Origin of the sequence: Marinobacter sp., from assembly GCF_039977835.1 — a bacterium.
GTDB lineage: Bacteria > Pseudomonadota > Gammaproteobacteria > Pseudomonadales > Oleiphilaceae > Marinobacter.
Genome location: NZ_JBDWCL010000036.1, coordinates 103,309 through 120,517, shown reverse-complemented (window position 1 = coordinate 120,517; position 17,209 = coordinate 103,309). Strand labels below are relative to the sequence as shown.

The 17,209-nt window shown below is 56.7% G+C and carries 16 protein-coding genes; 7 read left to right on the top strand and 9 right to left on the bottom strand.

The window, feature by feature from the left end; translation table 11 throughout:
- Positions 1 to 18: 18 nt before the first annotated feature.
- Both ABJM11_RS10115 and ABJM11_RS10110 read left to right on the top strand, forming a co-directional pair.
- Entirely contained in the window at positions 19 to 1,122 is a 1,104-nt protein-coding gene (locus tag ABJM11_RS10115; RefSeq protein WP_348295178.1) for a ferredoxin reductase, read from the top strand.
- 69 nt (positions 1,123 to 1,191) lie between these two features.
- Positions 1,192 to 2,289, top strand: coding sequence for an acyl-CoA desaturase (locus tag ABJM11_RS10110; RefSeq protein WP_348295179.1), 1,098 nt, complete (start codon positions 1,192 to 1,194; stop codon positions 2,287 to 2,289).
- On the opposite strand, the gene ABJM11_RS10105 is transcribed toward ABJM11_RS10110, so the two are convergent.
- From ABJM11_RS10105 to ABJM11_RS10090, 4 genes are all read right to left on the bottom strand, one after another.
- Complete coding sequence (locus ABJM11_RS10105; RefSeq protein ID WP_348295180.1) at positions 2,280 to 4,124, bottom strand: 7TM diverse intracellular signaling domain-containing protein; 1,845 nt, start codon at positions 4,122 to 4,124, stop codon at positions 2,280 to 2,282. The two genes, ABJM11_RS10110 and ABJM11_RS10105, sit on opposite strands and share 10 nt — an antisense overlap.
- A 136-nt stretch (positions 4,125 to 4,260) precedes the next feature.
- The gene (locus ABJM11_RS10100) at positions 4,261 to 4,698 is read right to left on the bottom strand and encodes an Rrf2 family transcriptional regulator (protein WP_348295181.1); all 438 of its coding nucleotides are present in this window, start codon (positions 4,696 to 4,698) and stop codon (positions 4,261 to 4,263) included.
- Between the two features lie 29 nt (positions 4,699 to 4,727).
- Positions 4,728 to 5,096, bottom strand: coding sequence for a YbaN family protein (locus ABJM11_RS10095; protein WP_348300474.1), 369 nt, complete (start codon positions 5,094 to 5,096; stop codon positions 4,728 to 4,730).
- Positions 5,097 to 5,148: 52 nt separating this feature from the next.
- Complete coding sequence (locus tag ABJM11_RS10090) at positions 5,149 to 5,364, bottom strand: hypothetical protein (RefSeq protein WP_348295183.1); 216 nt, start codon at positions 5,362 to 5,364, stop codon at positions 5,149 to 5,151.
- Between the two features lie 215 nt (positions 5,365 to 5,579).
- On the opposite strand from ABJM11_RS10090, the gene ABJM11_RS10085 reads away from it, so the two are divergent.
- The 5 genes from ABJM11_RS10085 to ABJM11_RS10065 all read left to right on the top strand — a co-directional run bounded on the left by ABJM11_RS10085 (position 5,580) and on the right by ABJM11_RS10065 (position 11,405).
- Positions 5,580 to 7,871 carry a nitric-oxide reductase large subunit gene (locus tag ABJM11_RS10085; RefSeq protein ID WP_348295184.1) on the top strand — a complete coding sequence of 764 codons (2,292 nt, stop codon included), beginning with the start codon at positions 5,580 to 5,582 and terminating at the stop codon, positions 7,869 to 7,871.
- A gap of 60 nt (positions 7,872 to 7,931) precedes the next feature.
- On the top strand, positions 7,932 to 8,414 hold the full coding sequence (locus ABJM11_RS10080; RefSeq protein ID WP_348295185.1) for a hemerythrin domain-containing protein: 483 nt from the start codon (positions 7,932 to 7,934) through the stop codon (positions 8,412 to 8,414).
- Positions 8,415 to 8,519: 105 nt separating this feature from the next.
- A complete protein-coding gene (moaA, locus tag ABJM11_RS10075; RefSeq protein WP_348295186.1) occupies positions 8,520 to 9,512 on the top strand; it encodes a GTP 3',8-cyclase MoaA in 993 nt (330 codons plus the stop codon).
- 24 nt (positions 9,513 to 9,536) lie between these two features.
- Positions 9,537 to 10,676 carry an AraC family transcriptional regulator gene (locus ABJM11_RS10070; RefSeq protein ID WP_348295187.1) on the top strand — a complete coding sequence of 380 codons (1,140 nt, stop codon included), beginning with the start codon at positions 9,537 to 9,539 and terminating at the stop codon, positions 10,674 to 10,676.
- A gap of 147 nt (positions 10,677 to 10,823) precedes the next feature.
- Positions 10,824 to 11,405, top strand: a complete 582-nt coding sequence (locus tag ABJM11_RS10065; protein ID WP_348295188.1) for a DUF6448 family protein — start codon at positions 10,824 to 10,826, stop codon at positions 11,403 to 11,405.
- Between the two features lie 31 nt (positions 11,406 to 11,436).
- On the opposite strand, the gene ABJM11_RS10060 is transcribed toward ABJM11_RS10065, so the two are convergent.
- From ABJM11_RS10060 to nosZ, 5 genes are all read right to left on the bottom strand, one after another.
- On the bottom strand, positions 11,437 to 12,015 hold the full coding sequence (locus ABJM11_RS10060; RefSeq protein ID WP_348295189.1) for a nitrous oxide reductase accessory protein NosL: 579 nt from the start codon (positions 12,013 to 12,015) through the stop codon (positions 11,437 to 11,439).
- A 13-nt stretch (positions 12,016 to 12,028) separates the two neighbouring features.
- Positions 12,029 to 12,859 carry an ABC transporter permease subunit gene (locus tag ABJM11_RS10055; RefSeq protein ID WP_348295190.1) on the bottom strand — a complete coding sequence of 277 codons (831 nt, stop codon included), beginning with the start codon at positions 12,857 to 12,859 and terminating at the stop codon, positions 12,029 to 12,031.
- Positions 12,856 to 13,788 carry an ABC transporter ATP-binding protein gene (locus ABJM11_RS10050; protein WP_348295191.1) on the bottom strand — a complete coding sequence of 311 codons (933 nt, stop codon included), beginning with the start codon at positions 13,786 to 13,788 and terminating at the stop codon, positions 12,856 to 12,858. The genes ABJM11_RS10055 and ABJM11_RS10050 overlap by 4 nt, the downstream gene beginning before the upstream one ends.
- On the bottom strand, positions 13,788 to 15,053 hold the full coding sequence (locus ABJM11_RS10045; protein WP_348295192.1) for a nitrous oxide reductase family maturation protein NosD: 1,266 nt from the start codon (positions 15,051 to 15,053) through the stop codon (positions 13,788 to 13,790). The genes ABJM11_RS10050 and ABJM11_RS10045 overlap by 1 nt, the downstream gene beginning before the upstream one ends.
- Positions 15,054 to 15,269: 216 nt before the next feature.
- A complete protein-coding gene (gene nosZ, locus ABJM11_RS10040; protein ID WP_348295193.1) occupies positions 15,270 to 17,159 on the bottom strand; it encodes a TAT-dependent nitrous-oxide reductase in 1,890 nt (629 codons plus the stop codon).
- Between the last annotated feature and the right edge of the window lie 50 nt (positions 17,160 to 17,209).

Here is a 17,209-nt window from a genome sequence, read left to right as displayed (position 1 = left end):
GTACAAAGGAGAGCAAATATGATATCCGTACTGGAAAATTCACCCACTCTGCACTGGCTGGGCAGGCAGCTTTTTAACCGGGAAGATCCGGCTGCCTTTTTCGACCCCCTGCTGGAGCGCATCAATCCCATGTGGGTGCAGCAGTACACTCCGGCCAGGGTAACTGCGATCTACAACGAAACCGCAGATACAAAGACTTTCGTTCTGGCGCCCGCTAGGCGCTGGCAGGGTTTCGAAGCCGGCCAGCACGTCAATATCAGCATCGATATTGACGGCATTCGCCGCAACAGGACTTTCAGCTTGTCCAGCTCTCCGATCCGGTGGCGCAGCGACGGCACGGTCACGCTGACCATCAAGCGGCTTCCGGGCGGACTGGTGACAAACTGGATGCACGACCATCTGGAACCGGACACCGTCATCGGTCTGGGCGAAGCATTCGGTGAGTTCCGCCTTCCCACCCCACCGGAACCGGCTCTATACATTGCCGGTGGCAGTGGCATCACGCCGGTACTGAGCCAGCTGGAAACCATGGCGGCATCGGATTACCTGGCACCGGTTACCCTCCTGTATTTCGTTCGCACCCAGGCGGACGTGATTGCAGCGGAAAAGCTGCAGGCGCTCGCAGGGCGCTGGTCGGCCCTGACCCTGCAGGTGGTTGCCACCCACGAGACAGAAACCCCGCAGTTTCTCAGCGATCAGCATCTGGATGAGGTTCCCGGGCTGGCAGCACGACGCTGCTATCTCTGTGGCCCAAAACGGCTGATGGACCTGGCCAATGACCTGCTCTATCGCCGGGGCATTACCGAGGACCGCATTCACAGCACCTTCTTCTCGGTACCCGCAGCCAACCTGGATACCGACACCCTGGGCGGCGCGGTGCACTTTGAGCGCAGCAATCTGGACGTATCTTCCGAAGGCGATGCGGTAATACTGGAGATTGCCGAGGCAGCGAAGCTGTCCCCCCGCTACGGCTGCCGCATGGGTATCTGCCACCAGTGCAGTTGCCGCAAGACCAGCGGCACCGTCATCAATCGCCTGACCGGAAAGGCCTCGGGGCCAGGAGAAGAAACCATTCAGCTTTGTGTGTCTGTTCCCAGCGGGCCGGTGTCCATCGATATCTGACCGGCCCCGCCTCAACACCTGAACCCAATATTCGCAGTGCCGGCCTGACGGTACTGCAAGGAGGACATCATGAAGAAAATGAACGAAACACAGCTGAAAGAACTGGAGCAGGACCTGGACACCATTCGTGATCAGGTGATCGCAGACCTTGGCGAGCGGGATGCCCGTTATATCCGCAGGATTGTGCGGCTGCACCGCTCCCTGGAAGTAGGCGGGCGTGTACTGATGCCGTTCGGGTTTATCCCGCCGGTGTTCATCGCCGCCACCACGGCGCTGGGCATTTCCAAGATCATCGAGAACATGGAAATCGGCCACAACGTGATGCATGGCCAGTACGACTGGATGAACGACCCGTCCCTCCACTCCCAGACCTACGAGTGGGACACCGTGTGCACGGGCGACTCCTGGCGCCGCACCCACAACTATGAACACCACACCTACACCAATATCATCGGCAAGGACCGTGACTACGGGTACGCCTTGCTGAGGTTGAGCGACGACGACAAGTGGAAGCCTGCCCATAGCCTGCAGTTCATTAACTACGTGCTGCTGAGCGTGTTTTTCCAGTGGGGGGTGGGGCTGCATGAACTGGAGTCGGAGCGTATTCGTCGCCGGGAAATTTCCGTGCGGGAGAAGATTCCGTTCCTGAAGGACTTCTTCCGTAAAGGGGGGCGCCAGGCCTTCAAGGACTATGTGTTCTTCCCCCTGGTCACCTTCCCGGTGGCCCCGGTGGTGCTGGCCGGCAACATTGGCGCCAACCTGATCCGCAACCTGTGGTCCTCCACCGTTATCTTCTGTGGCCACTTTACGCAGGATGCGGAGACCTTTACCGAAGAAGAATGCGAAGGTGAGAGCAAGGGCCACTGGTACCTCCGCCAGCTGACGGGCTCAAGCAACTTTACCGGCGGCAAGTGGGTGCACGTGCTGAGCGGCCATCTGAGTTATCAGGTCGAACACCATATTTTCCCTGACCTGCCGGCCCATCGCTACCCCGAGATATCGGAACAGGTGCAGGCGGTGTGCAAGAAGCACGGCATTCCCTACAACACCGGCACCTTCGCCAGACAGTACTCAACGGTGCTGAAGCGTATTCTGGGGTATTCACTGCCGGACCGCCTGCGCAACCGGATGTTACCGGAATTCAGCAGTACCGCCGTTCAATCGTGATAGGTCGGGGATTGCTGGCCTGCATCGCTGCTGGAGCAATCCCTGTACCTGACGGCATTGCGCCCACCCTGCTTGGCCTCATACAGGGCGGCATCTGCGGCCCCGATCAGCGTATCGGGGTCAGTCCGCTTTCCCGCCGGTGCGGTTGCTGCGCCAATGCTGACGGATACCGGGACACGGCGGCTATTCCACGTAAATCCGAGATCATCGCAGATCTTTCTGCGGATTCGGCCAGCCATACGTACTGCCCCGGCCGAATCGGTGTCGGGCAGAATAACCACAAATTCCTCGCCGCCATATCGGGCCACAACGTCCGCCCCACGGTTAACCATTTCCAATATGGCACCGGCAAGAGCCTTGAGACACGCATCACCGGCCTGGTGGCCCAGAGAGTCATTAAGTGGCTTGAAAAGATCCACATCAATCATCAGCAGCGACAGCGGGCCACTGCGGCTGCAGCGTACCGACTCTTCGGACAACCTTTCGTCGAAATAGCGTCGATTGAAAACGCCGGTTAATCCGTCGGTTGAACTGAGCGCCTCCAACTGCCGATTGGCCACTTCCAGCTCCGAGGTTCTTTCAGCTACGTGTTGCTCAAGACGATGCGTCATTTCTTCCTGAATCTGCTGGTTTTCCAGCATCAGTAGTCTCATGCGGTCAGCAAGGGCCAGCGACAGCAGAATCACCTCAAAGGCGGAACCGATCTGGATGGCATAGTCAGTAATAAAGTTGGCGGGCGCCAGGCCGAAGGTTTTCAGGGTGTACAGGATCATCCCCGTCAGCAGTGCCGACCAGGCAATCATGAAATAGCGGGCAGGCTTGAAATTCCGGTACAGACAAATGCCACCAGCGGCCAGGATAAAGAGTACCGACACTGAGGCCATGAACGTGGTCACCCGAATGACCGGGCCATAATCAGGCCAGAACAGCGAGGCCACAGCCATGACCGGGAAGAACACCATGAACCCGACGAATATCCGCTCCAGCCGCGGAGCATTTACCTTGAGGGCCAGGAATGACCTGGAAAAGCCAAGGATACTGAACATCCCCATGGCGATCAGGAACGATATGGCACGGTTATTCCACCAGGTGCTTGCTGGCCAGAGATGCTCGAATGCAAGCCCGTTCAGCGTAAACTGCAGTAATCCGTAAAAGCCAATGTAAGACACGTACCAGAGATAGTTCTTGTCACGTATGGATACGAAAATCAGCAAGTTGAATGCCGCCATACAGAACAGAAGGCCGTAAGAGATACCCAGGACAAACCGCTCCCGGTGGTCGGCTTCACTGAACGCTTCGTTCTCCCACAACAGCAGCTGCATCTGGACCGCGCCGGATGTCCTGACGCGGAAGAACACGTCGGTGGACTCACCTTCCGCGAGCTCGAACGAAAAATTGATGTTGTGATGAGTCCGCCCCCGGCTGGCGAAGGGAACCGAGTCACCGGCCTGCTGATGCTCAATGCGACCATCTTCACGAAGGAAAAAGACGTCCATCCGATCAATAATCGGGTAAAGCCCCTCTATTACCCAGCGATCTTCAGGGTTGTCGCGGTTCTCAATGCGGGTGTGAAACCAGTAGGTGGAGTCAGTGAAACCAAAGTTGTAGGCTTCGTCCGGCTTTTCGGTAGAAGCAATGTCAGGCCAGTCAGCCAGAATGTCCTCAATCCCGTAGACGCCCGGAACATCCTCATAAAAAGACAGGTGGCGGGAGATATTCAGGCGCTCGGTGTCCTCGCCCAGAATCACCGGACGGAGATCTGTTATCCCGGTACTGGCTAACGCCGCCCCATGAACCAGGCACAGGAGCAGCATCACAAACATGGACAGCCGCAAAACCCGCCCTCTCGATTGACATTGTAGTGATTGAAGTTGTTATCACTACTCTATCGAAGCGGGACCGCCCAATCTGATTAAAGATGTCTCAAAACTGTAAGTTTTTGTTCCTCCCCCGCCCCTGGGGAAGAAAGCGTTATGCAATCTGCAACAACCTGAGCAACTGGGGACGATGCTGGTCCTGGATCACGTCAGCCAGAGTATACTTGTCGAGCGTTTCCAGGAAGGCTGTCAGCGCTTCGCCAAGCATCGACTTCAGTCCGCAAACCGGAGTAATCCGGCAGGCGTTCTTTGAGGAGAAGCACTCAACAATGTTGAGATCCTGCTCCGTCTCACGTACGAGAATGCCAACGTTGATGTCTGTGGGCGCCATATGCAACCGCATGCCCCCCTTCTTGCCCCTGACTGTCTCGATATAGCCCTTTTTGTTGAGCTGATGGACCACTTTCATCAGGTGATTCTTGGAGATATCGTAGCTGTCTGCAATTTCCTGGATCGTTGCAAGTTCGTCACCCTGCACCGCCAGATAAATCAGAACACGCAGGGAATAATCGGTGTAACGGGTGATATGCATTTACCAACTCCAATACTTCAGATGCATCGTTAGCACGAGGCACGCGTTAAGAGATAACAGGCGAGGCCCGAGAACATCAGACCTGTCATTACCAGCACCACAGGTGCCGCACCACCAATAAACAATAAGGACCAGCTTACACATAGCATGGCGCAAGCAAGCCACTTTCCCTTGAGGGGTATGGCGCGCCTGCTGCGCCAGTTTTCTATGGCCGGGCCAAATGTCCGGTGGTTATCCAGCCAGTCAGCAAAAGCCGGCGACCCCTTGCTTGCAGCCCACGCAGCCAGCAAAACAAACGGTGTTGTCGGTAACAACGGCAACACCACGCCGATAGCAGCCAATGCGATACTTGTATACGCAAGGATTCTGAAACCGGTTCTTCCGGGCAAGGGAATCATCAGCATCTTCTCTTCAGAACGGCGGCAATATATGTCGCCATTCTACCTTTAATCAATGGACGGGTCTCCCCAGTTGTTTCAATGACACCAGCCTCGCGACGTACGAAATCTTGATGCAGGTGGCAAAAATCAGCGTTCCGATGTGGGCTACAATCTGCCCTGCCATCGGCAATGCACTGGCAAACGGGTAGGCGAGCAGAATAGTGGCCACCAGGCCAACCGTCGACGCAAGCAGAGCGCCATTCGAGAATCCGAGCAACTTCTCCATCCCCTTCCCTCCATTAAAATATACTGAATACTTCTTTAATATATTCCTTACTGATCAGAATTTCAACAGCCAGCGCAAGCCTTTCAACCTGCGCCTTTTATTAGCACCAATGAATACCACCCTGTAGTTACCTCTCCAAAAATGGTGCAAACCAGTTACTTTTTATTTTTATAGATGTATTATTGACGCATCTTTAAACCAGAGAGGAGCTGACCATGGCCAAATACCGCCGCCTATGGTTTCTGTTGATTGCCATCGTGGGGGTTACCTTCACGTTACTGGGCTACTTCGGCGCGGAAGTTTACCGCGCCGCACCGCCCATTCCTGACCGGGTCGTGTCCGTCAACGGCGACACCCTGATGACCGAGGAAAGCATTCTCGACGGCCAGACCGCCTGGCAGTCCGTCGGGGGCATGCAGCTCGGGTCCATCTGGGGCCACGGCGCCTACCAGGCGCCAGACTGGACCGCCGACTGGCTGCACCGCGAACTGGAAACCTGGCTGGAAATTGCTGCCCAGGAAGAATACGGACAGGACTGGCACAGCCTGAGTGGCCAGCAGCAGAACGCCCTGCAGTATGACCTGAAGACCGAGTACCGCACCAATACCTACGAAGACGCTACCGGTACCCTGCACCTGTCGGAACGCAGGACCGCCGCCATTGCCGAGACCGCCGACTACTACAGCCGGTTGTTCAGCGACGCACCTGAGCTGCAATCCACCCGTTCAAACTACGCCATGAAGGAAAATACCCTGCCCAGCGCCGAGCGCCGCGAGCGGATGACGGAGTTCTTCTTCTGGACCGCATGGGCTGCCGCTACCGAACGGCCGGACAGTGACGTAACCTACACCAACAACTGGCCCCACGAGCCGCTGATCGACAACCGACCGAGTGGCGAGAACATCGTCTGGTCGCTAGTCAGTGTGGTTCTGCTGATTGCCGGTGTTGGCGGCCTGATCTGGGCATGGGCATTCCTGCGTAAAGAGGACGAGGAGCCGGAAGCTCCGCTCAAGGACCCACTGAGTGCTGTTGGACTCACCCCCTCCCAGAAGGCATTGGGCAAATACCTGGTCCTGGTGGTGGGCCTGTTTACCTTCCAGGTTATGCTCGGCGGCTTTACCGCACACTATACGGTGGAAGGGCAGAGTTTCTACGGTATCAACACCTCTGAATGGTTCCCCTACTCCCTGATGCGTACCTGGCACATCCAGGCTGCCATGTTCTGGATTGCCACCGGCTTCCTGGCCGCCGGCCTGTTCCTCGCCCCGATCATCAATGGCGGTAAGGACCCGAAATTCCAGAAGCTGGGTGTTGACGTACTGTTCTGGGCCCTGGTAGCTGTGGTTGGCGGTTCGTTCATCGGCAACTTCCTTGCCATCAACCAGATCATGCCAGCCAACCTTAGCTTCATGCTGGGCCATCAGGGTTACGAATATGTCGACCTTGGCCGTCTCTGGCAGATTGGCAAGTTCCTCGGCATCGTCTTCTGGCTGGTGCTGATGCTACGCGGCATTGTTCCCGCCCTGCGCCAGCCCGGCGACAAGAACCTGCTGGCCCTGCTGACTGCCTCGGTGGTTGCGATCGGCCTGTTCTATGGTGCCGGCTTCTTCTATGGTGAGCGTACTCACATCTCCATCATGGAGTACTGGCGCTGGTGGATTGTCCACCTGTGGGTAGAAGGCTTCTTCGAAGTGTTCGCCACCGCAGCCCTGGCATTTATCTTCTGCAGCATGGGCCTGGTATCCCGCACCGTGGCGACGTCCGCCAGCCTGGCCTCTGCTAGCCTGTTCATGCTCGGTGGTGTGCCGGGAACCTTCCACCACCTGTACTTCTCCGGCACCACCACACCGGTGATGGCGGTGGGTGCCACTTTCAGCGCACTGGAAGTTGTGCCACTGGTGGTACTCGGTTATGAAGCATGGGAGAACTGGAGGCTGAAATCCCGCGCGCCATGGATGGAGAACATCCGCTGGCCGCTGACCTTCTTCGTGGCTGTTGCCTTCTGGAACATGCTGGGTGCAGGCGTACTCGGTTTCATGATCAACCCGCCAATCGCGCTGTACTACATCCAGGGTCTGAACACCACGCCCACTCATGCCCACGCAGCCTTGTTCGGTGTGTACGGCTTCCTCGCCCTCGGCTTCGCACTGATGATTCTGCGCTACATCCGCCCACGCATCGTCTTTGACGAGCGGCTGATGAAAGTCGGTTTCTGGTGGCTGAACATTGGCCTGGTGCTGATGCTGTTCACCAGCCTGCTGCCCGTCGGCATCATCCAGTTCGTTGCCAGCGCCAGCGAAGGCCTGTGGTACGCACGCAGTGAAGCCTTCATGCAGAGCGACATCCTGCAAACCCTGCGCTGGATCAGAACCGTTGGCGACGTGGTCTTCATCGTCGGCGCCCTGGCAGTGACCTGGCAGGTGGTGAAGGGTGTGTTCTTCCCGGATCTGGAGCCGGCCACCCTCGACACTGATGAACAAGGTGCCGCCAGCGAGCTGCGCGCCTGATACAGCGGAGCCCGCGCCAGGGAAGGCCGGGCCCCGCCAAACCAACCAAGGAGTGCTGTCATGACAATCGCTGAACCTATGACCCAGGCATCCAACGAAGAACTGATCGAACATATCCTGACTCGTTACCACGACACCCACCGGGAGCAGTTGCCCGAACTGATACAGCTTTCCGAGCGGGTGGAGCGGGTCCATGGCGGGCACACCGCCTGCCCCGCCGGCCTCTCGGCCCACCTGACGCATATGGCTGATGAGCTGGAAACCCATATGTCCAAGGAAGAGCAGATTCTGTTTCCCATGATTACCCGTGGCATGGGCGCCATGGCCGGTGGCCCGGTGTCCGTGATGCGGAACGAACATGATGACCACGGCTCTGCGCTGAAGGAACTGGAGCGCCTTACCAACGGTCTGAGCCTGCCGGATGGCGCGTGCGGAAGCTGGCAGCGTCTCTATCATGGGCTGGCAAGATTCCGCGATGACCTGAAAGCCCATATCCAGACAGAGAACGACCTGTTGTTCAGCCGCATTGATGGGGGCCACTGAGAGGGGATACTCCCGCGGGGGTATCGGATTCGACAGGCTGATTTGCCATAATTGAGCTACACTCTCGAATGAGAGCTCATACAGCGAAGGACAGGAACGATTCCCATGCCCCAAGCCAAGCTGACCGACCGATTTGGCCGCACCGTCAACTATGTGCGTCTGTCTGTCACTGACCGCTGCGATTTTCGCTGTGTTTACTGCATGGCGGAGGAAATGACTTTTCTGCCCCGCCAGCAGGTACTGACTCTGGAAGAAATAGCCCGCGTGGCCAGAACCTTCGTTTCCCTGGGCACGGAAAAAATCCGCCTTACGGGTGGTGAACCCCTGGTGCGCAAGGACATTCTGGAGCTGGTCAAGGAAATCGGCAGCTATGGGCTACGGGATTTCGCCATGACCACCAATGGCAGCCAGTTGCCAACCATGGCCGAGCCCCTGCGCAAGGCCGGGCTCAAGCGGCTGAATATCAGCCTCGACTCCCTCGATGCCGACAAGTTCCACCGCATCACCCGTACCGGCCGACTAAGCCAGGTTCTGGAGGGAATTGATGCTGCCAAAGACGCCGGTTTTGAGGGCATCAAGCTCAATACGGTAGTGATGAAAGGCGGCAACGATCAGGAAGTGCCAGAACTGGTGGAGTTTGCTCGTAAGAAAAACGTGGACATTACCTTTATCGAGGAAATGCCGCTGGGTGAAATATCTGACCATGATCGCGGGCAGGTGCTGTGCACCAGCGATGAGGTTCGCGATATTATCGGCCAACGCCATAAGCTGATACCCACGCCAGAGGATTCCGGTGGCCCTGCCCGCTATTACCGCATGCCGGACAGCGATGTGCGGGTCGGCTTTATTTCACCCCATTCCCATAATTTCTGCTCAACCTGCAATCGCGTTCGGGTCACTGTAGAGGGTCGACTGTTGCTTTGTCTTGGTAATGAGCATTCGGTGGATCTGCGCCGCGTTCTGCGCGGTCACCCGGTGACTGACGACAAGCTGCGGGAGACCATCATCAACTCCATGGACCTGAAACCTGAGCGTCATCACTTTTCCACTGAGGGGGATGTTCAGATTCTTCGGTTTATGAACATGACCGGCGGTTGATGATTCTCACACGCTGATGCCACTGTGATCCTGACACTGCCCCAACTCATACTGTTCGGCGTCATATCGCAATTCCTGTTCCTGATTCTGCTTTGTATCGCGCCGTTGAAAGCTCGGCGCCTGCCTCGACAGCTCCTGGCGCTGATGCTTGCTGGCATGGCCGGCACTCTGTTTGAGGTATTTCTGCATACCACCGGCCTTGCCACCAGATACCCCGATACCGCCTTTACCGGCACCATCCTGGGAATGCTGCAGCCCGGCGCTATTTTCTTGTACGCTCAATCGGTTATGTATCGGGATTTCCGGTTAAGGTTGCGGCACCTGGTCCATTTTCTCCCGGTTCCGGGCGCCATTGTGATGTTCGCGATGGGTTACTACAGCCTTCCCGAGGAATCCCAGATAAGGATGCTGTCAGACAGTCACTACCCCGGCGTGATGAACTCGGTTGTACTTGCAATTGTCCTTCACGGCGTCGTAATCGGGTACCTGGCGGCAACACTGAAGAAAATCTCCCGCTTTGGTGTCGAGCTGCGGAATGTTTTCTCGGATCTTGGCAACAAGGAGCTGGCCTGGCTCCGGAATCTGCTGTTTGCTTACGGGACAGCCTGGTCACTCAGTCTTGTTTACTGCCTGCTCGCCCACGTGATGCGGGTCACTGGCAGCCATCAATCGCTGACCATTGCCACGACAATGGTCAGCATTGTAATCCTGCTGCCAATGTCGATACTGGCGTTCCGACAGCCCGCCGTGTTTGCTGGTATTGGTCAGACTGTTCTGGATGCCGAAGCGAACTCTGGGGCCTACGCTGCAGACTTGTCGCCGGGGTCACTAGCGAGTCGAATAGAGCAGCTCATGAAAGAACGTCAGCCGTACCTGTACTCGAACCTTACGGTAGAACGGTTGGCCCGTCAGGCAGAACTCACTCCCAGGGAACTGTCCCAATTCCTGAACCAGAAAATGGGCATCAACTTCTACGAATTCGTGAATGGTTATCGAATCGAACACGCGCGGCAACGTCTGGCAGACCCTTTAGAGACAGGGACCATCACGGATGTCATGTACGAATCGGGTTTCAATTCCAAGTCGGTATTTAACACACTTTTCCGTAAAACCAACGGCAAAACGCCATCCCAGTATCGCCGCTCTCTCCGTCAAAATTGCTAGTGGCCGTTCGGCAACACATCCGAACGTTCGCATTCCTGTATCCGAACGCCGGAGCTCCTCCTTTCGGACATAGTGGATTTGCAACCGGCAGCCTGCGGATTTTTCCCGGGCCGCCAAACAAATCCTGATAATACCGAGAGGTTAACCATGAACTCATTTGGCAAAACCAAACGAATCGCCACCCTTGCACTGATTGGTGGAAGCCTGCTCTGGAGTTCCGCGAGCTTTGCCCACTGCGACTCCATGGACGGCCCTGTTATCGAAGATGCCAGGACAGCGCTAAAGGAACAGTCCGTCCAACCGGTCCTGAAATGGATAGATCCCACCGATGAAAAAAATCTCACTGCCGCCTTTAACGACACTCTGGAAGTTCGAGTGGCCAGCCCCCAGGCCCGCAAACTGGCTGACAAATACTTCTTCGAGACGCTGGTGCGTTTGCACCGGATAACTGAAGGGGCTCCCTATACAGGACTAAAGCCGGCAGGTAGTGCTTCTGTCGCAGCCAAGGCTGCTGACAAAGCCCTTGCCGAAGGCAAGGTGGACGCACTGGCGCAAAAGCTGGGTGAGAATGTCACCAACTTTGTTACGAAGCAGTTTCGAGAAACCATTGAGGATGCTAACGCCGAATCCGTTCCGGACGGGCGCCAATTTGTCGACAACTACGTGCGTTATGTTCACGCCATTGAGGAGATCCACAGCATCATCGCAAATAAACACGACGAACACTGAAGCCCGTTCTGGTACATGAGACGTAACGATCTCAATGGTCCATGGAATGCTCGGTTGTTGAACGCTCACGCTCATCCATCTCGTGCATTCCGCTCATACCCCCGGCAGGACCACCTACATTCAGGTGGTCCATGGTGACTTCGTTATAGCTCAGAACCTCGCCACTGTAATTCATCGCAAATTTCTGAGCTGCCTCTTCCGTGGCAAATGAAGCCAGGGTTGGCCCCATGGCGCCAGTGCGCTCTGATCCCACCACAAAGAAAGCCTCCCGCGCATCGATCAATGCTGTGTCGTCAGGATGTTCCCAGTCGGTCTGAGCCATGTCGTGTACGTAGAGGGTGTGGTCGCGTTTGGCATTTTCGGGCTGCAGTACCCAGGAGAACATGTCACGGGTTGAGCAGAATTTATTCACCTTCTGTTCTCGGGCCGTTATGGCTTCACCCTTTGGCCCCGGGAAGCGCGTGATGGCCATGCCACACACGTGGCATTCATCACCGGATTCGAAATGGACCGGCTCTGGCTTTTCAGTAACCTGCTTTTCAGGGTCGGAGCAACCGGCCAGGAACACGGCAAACATCACCGCTACAGACAAGGTTTTAACAACACGCATGGAAATCTCCGGATCAGATTCGGCGGCGACGGAACAGAGCCCAGGCACCGGCAAGGGGGATAACAAACCACAGCACCAGGGCGAACCACATTCCTGCCGCCCCAATGGGCAGGTCTGCTCCAAGACTCAGCACGCCGCTTAATTGCGCGCCCTCGCCAAAGGCAACAATGTTGAGCAGGCGGTAGATGTCGGTGGGGTTGAGCATCAGCAACCAGGGCAGCAGCTCGGGGCTGAGTTTGCCTTCACTGGCCACCAGGATACCCAATAGCATCAGGTCGAAGACCAGGACAAAGAAAAACCAGATACCCAGGGCCAGCCCGGCTGCGACAGGCTTTTCGCTGACGCGCACGCTGATCATGTAGGCCAGCGCAATGAAGCCCCAGCCCAGCAGAATGGTGGAGACGATAAACCGGAACATGGCAGCAGCCAGGGCGCCAACAGCCACGTCTTCCACCAGCACGGCAATGGCAATGCCGGCAACACCGAAGCCGATCAGAGTGGCAAACGCCAGGGTCAGGCCATGGCCGAGGAACTTGCCGAACAACAGCTGACCACGGCTTAGCGGATACGTCATCAGCAGCAGTAGCGTGCCGCCTTCTTCCTCACCGACGATGGCGTCATAGGCCAGTAACAGGGCGATCAGGGGTATCAGAAATATACCCAGGCTGGCCAGGCTGGCAATGGTGGCCGGGGTGGAGGCGTAACCCACCTGCCCCGATGCCGCTGCGCCAAACCAGGCGATGCCCAGGGCCAGCACCGCAAACACCAGAGCGATGGCAATGAGCCAGCGGTTGCGCAGGCTGTCACTGAGTTCCTTACGGGCGATGGTCCATATGCTGCTCACTGGGCACCTCCACGGTGGGCCAGGCCACCGGAGCCAATAAAGTGCACGTACACATCCTCCAGAGTGGGCTGGTGAATACCCAGATCCCGAACCTCTCCTGAGCTCAGGAGATCCTGAATCAGCGCCATTTTCTCCGACGGGCGGACGTCCACCTGCAAGCGTCCGTTGTCTTTCCTGATCATCAGTCCATTACCCGCTGACGAGGCTTCAATCACTTTCTCCAGAGCGGATGAACCATTTGCAGGCTCAATGGACAGGGTTAACGCCATATTGGCCTGCCGACGCAGGGACGGCAGATCGCCCACGGCCTTGACAGCACCACCGGTAAGAATCGCAGCACGGTCGATATAGGGCTCTACGCCGGGAAGAACATGTGAACACAGTACGATGCCCGTGCCCTCGTCCCGAAGCTTACGCAACAACCGGTACAGATCGGCCGTGGCCACCGGGTCCAATCCCACCGTGGGTTCATCCAGCATCAACAGCTTCGGCTTGCCCAAAAGAGCCTGGGCCAGCCCCAGGCGCTGTCGCATTCCCTTGGAGTAGGTTTTCACCCGCGCATTCATCGCATCGCCAAGGCCCACCTGCTCCAGCAACTCCGGCACCTGTTTCAGAGTCGCCCCTTTGAGCCGGGAAAAATGATTAAGGATTTCCCGTCCGGTCAGTTGCGGGTAGAACATCACGTTCTCCGGCAGGTAACCAATATACTGACTGACATGAGGGTCACCGGCCTCGCCATCAAGCACCGACACCTTACCCTGGGTCGGCGTCATCAGGCCCAGGATCAGTTTGATGCTGGTGGTCTTGCCAGCGCCATTGTGGCCAAACAGGCCAAGTATTTCACCGGGCTCCAGGCGCAGGTCCACGCCATTCAGTACCAGTGCCTTGTCGTACCGGTAACTCACATTCTCAAGACGGAAGCAGCTCATCAGGACTCCGGTTGTAACGTTTCGGGCTGGCGCATCAGCGGGTGCGAATCGCTGACACCGGCGGCTTTGACCACCGGGAATGCATCCTGCACCCATCGCAAGGTGTCCACGGCCGGGCTGAACATCAGCACTTTGGCCTCCGGGTAGGTCCACAGCAACCGGTCCACATTGTCATTGGGCTCATAGGCCACATCGCCAATGCCATCCTGGTTGCGATCCCACCCCAGATAATCACTCCAGTAGTTGCCCCGCCCTTGCTTTGACCACTCCTGGGTGCGGGTGGCCACGTACTTCACCTGGCGCTGGTTGTTCACAAACGCATTATTGAATACCTCGTTCTCCTCCGACCCAGCCGTCAGATGAATCCCGATATTGCTGTCCCGGAACACATTGTCCTCGAAGGTGTTGTACAGCGAGTTGTAAATAAACACCGCCTTCCCCTCGGCCCCGGAAATCGAAACTCCCGCCGTCTGGCCCTGGGAAACCCCCGTCACCACATTACCCCGCAACTCGGAGTTGGTGATGAAATTCATCAGAATGCCGTAGTTCTCGTCATTCTCCGACCGGTTGTTGAACACCTTCAGATACTTGCTCTGCATCAACGCATACCCGGTACGCGTACCCCGGGTAACATTGCCTTCCAGCAGATTGTGCATCGAATACATATAGTGAATGCCATAACGCAGATCCGTCATCAGATTATCGCGGATCTCGTTGTTGTTGGCGGTCTCGATGTAAATGGCGTCCCGGGTCTGACTGATATCGTTGCCTTGAATCAGTGCTCCGGTGGTATTGAACAGATGAATCCCGTTACCCCGATCCTGGGAGCGAATAGAGGCGTCGCCGCGAATGTGGTTATTGCGAACCGTCACACCCTTCGTCGCATCCAACCAGATCCCGAACGCCGGCCCCTGCAAACGGTTATTCTCGATAACAGCGCCCCGAGCCTCAGGCGCCACAAAAATCCCCGCATCCAGCTCATTGAGATCACCGCCCCAGTTGCGGACCTCACAACCGGAAAACGTCACCTCCTCCGCCAGAATATCGACAGCGTTACCCTGCCCACCGCCGTCGATCACCGTATCGGCATGACAGGACACCATCACCCCGGGCACGCGGAGATCCAGCGACGAAAGTTTCTCGGGGGGAAGCTCAAAGACAGCACCGGGCTCCAGTGCATCAAGCTTTTGTTGCAGGTCCGCATGAGCGGTGAGCGATACCAGAGCGACTGTCAGGGCCACCCCATAACGCAATAATGGGTACATCAATTTCTCTCTGAGGATAAAAAAGTAAAGGCCGGCACCAAGGCGCGGCAAGCCAAGAGGAGACTGCTTTCCAAAACTGTGCGGAGCCATGGATGGCGGAGCTCAAGCGCCCCAAGGACGGGCTTGAGCGTGTTTTGGAAAGCAGTCTCCTCTTGGTTTGCTTCTCCCAAGCCGGAACTCCTATAAAAGGAGTTCCGGCTCAGATTCAGGCCCGAATCAGGCCTTCTCTACCAACATGCGACCACCCATCTCCATGTGCAGTGCATGACAGAACCAACTGCAGTAGTACCAGTAAACCCCTGGCTTGCCCGCCGTAAAGGTTACCGAAGACGTCTGCTGCGGACTGATTTCCATGCTCACACCGTGGTTCACCATAACGAACCCGTGAGACACATCCTCAATGGAATCCAGATTGGTCACATACACTGTAACCTCATCACCTTCCTTGACCTTGAACTCCGTCATGCCGTATTGCGGCGCCACAGAGGTCATGTAAACACGCACCTTGTTGCCGTCGCGGATCACCTCGTTGGCGGCCTCCAGAGTAACTCCGTCTTTCTCCGCCTGAGCACGGGCACTGGCAAAGAACGGATCATCACGCGTGTAGATCTTCTTCGTTTTGATCTGATCACGACGAACCAGGATACAGTCGTGGGGCTCCGCAAACGCTGGGCCATCGTGAACCAGCTTCATCTCCTCACCGGAAATATCAATCAACTGATCGTTCTCAGGATGCAGCGGGCCTACCGGCAGGAAGCGGTCCTTGGAGAACTTCGACAGAACCACCAGCCACTTGCCGTCCGCATCGCGGGATTCGGTCAGTGATGCATGGTTGTGTCCTGGCTGATAGTGCACGTCCAGCTTCTGACGAATGTAGTTGGTCTTCTCACCATTGTAATCCTTGATGGCGTCGGCGATGTTCCACTTACACACCTGGCTGTCGATGAACAGTGTGGTGTAGGCGTTGCCGCGACCGTCATAGGTGGTGTGCAGAGGCCCGAGACCCAGCTCTGGCTCGGCGACGATAACATCACGCAGCCCGATCTTGTCATCAAACATATCGTCCAGCTTGTCGATCTGGATAACGGAACAGGTCGGTGACAGCTTGCCATTGGCAATGAAGTACTTGCCGTCCGGTGATGTGTTCAGGCCGTGCGGGTTCTTCGGCACCGGGATGTAGCGAGTCAGTTTCGAGCCTTCACGTCCGTCCACGACTGGCACTTCGGAGTCACCAATGGTCTTGAAGTTACCGTTCTTGACGGCCGCTTCAATACGCTCGACGTTAAACACCACAACCCAGTCACGGTCGTTGCGCATGGTGCCGGCGAGATCCGCCGCTTTTTCAGAGTTGTAGCAGGTGGAAGCGGCATACTTACCGGTGTAATCAGCATCGGTGTTGTCCAGGTTGCCGTCGACAATCACCTGCCAGGCCACTTCCATAGTGTCCGCATCAACGGCACTGAACATGGTGTAGCTGTTTTCCAGGCTGAAATCGCTGCCATCGTTCGGGTGTGGAATCACAAACTCTGCATTACAGAACACGTACTTGGTGCGGGGCACTTTTTGCAGCCGCAGGCCGTGAATGGCCTGGACGTTTGGCACGTGAGTGATCTTGTCCGTCTTCATGATGTCCAGACGGATACGGGCAATACGGCTGTTCGCCTTGTCGTTGATAAACAGGTATTTGCCGTCGTAACGCCCGTCTTCCATGGAAATGTGGGGGTGGTGACAGTCACCGTTCAGGTACTGTCGATCACCGCCAAGGATTTCCTTGCTCTCATTGGTAATACCCCAGCCGGTGGCGGAGTCCACGTTGAAGACCGGAATGCGCATCAGCTCACGCATGGACGGCACACCGAGAACACGTACCTCACCCTGGTGGCCGCCGCTCCAGAATCCGTAGTATTCGTCCAGCTCGCCGGGGCCTACGTGAACCTTGTTTTTGGCATCCTTTACGGCCGCAGCCCAGGAATCCCGTGTCATCACTGCACCACCCAGGCCCGTTGCGCCTACAGCGCCGGCCAGTGCGGTCGCACCCAGGAATTTACGGCGGCTCAGGCCGCTCTCTTCCGGGGCGTTGTTACCAAGTTCGTCTTTCTTTCTCATAGCATCCAACTCCGTTGTTGGTAATGGCGGTATTGCATTTCTTTTTACTG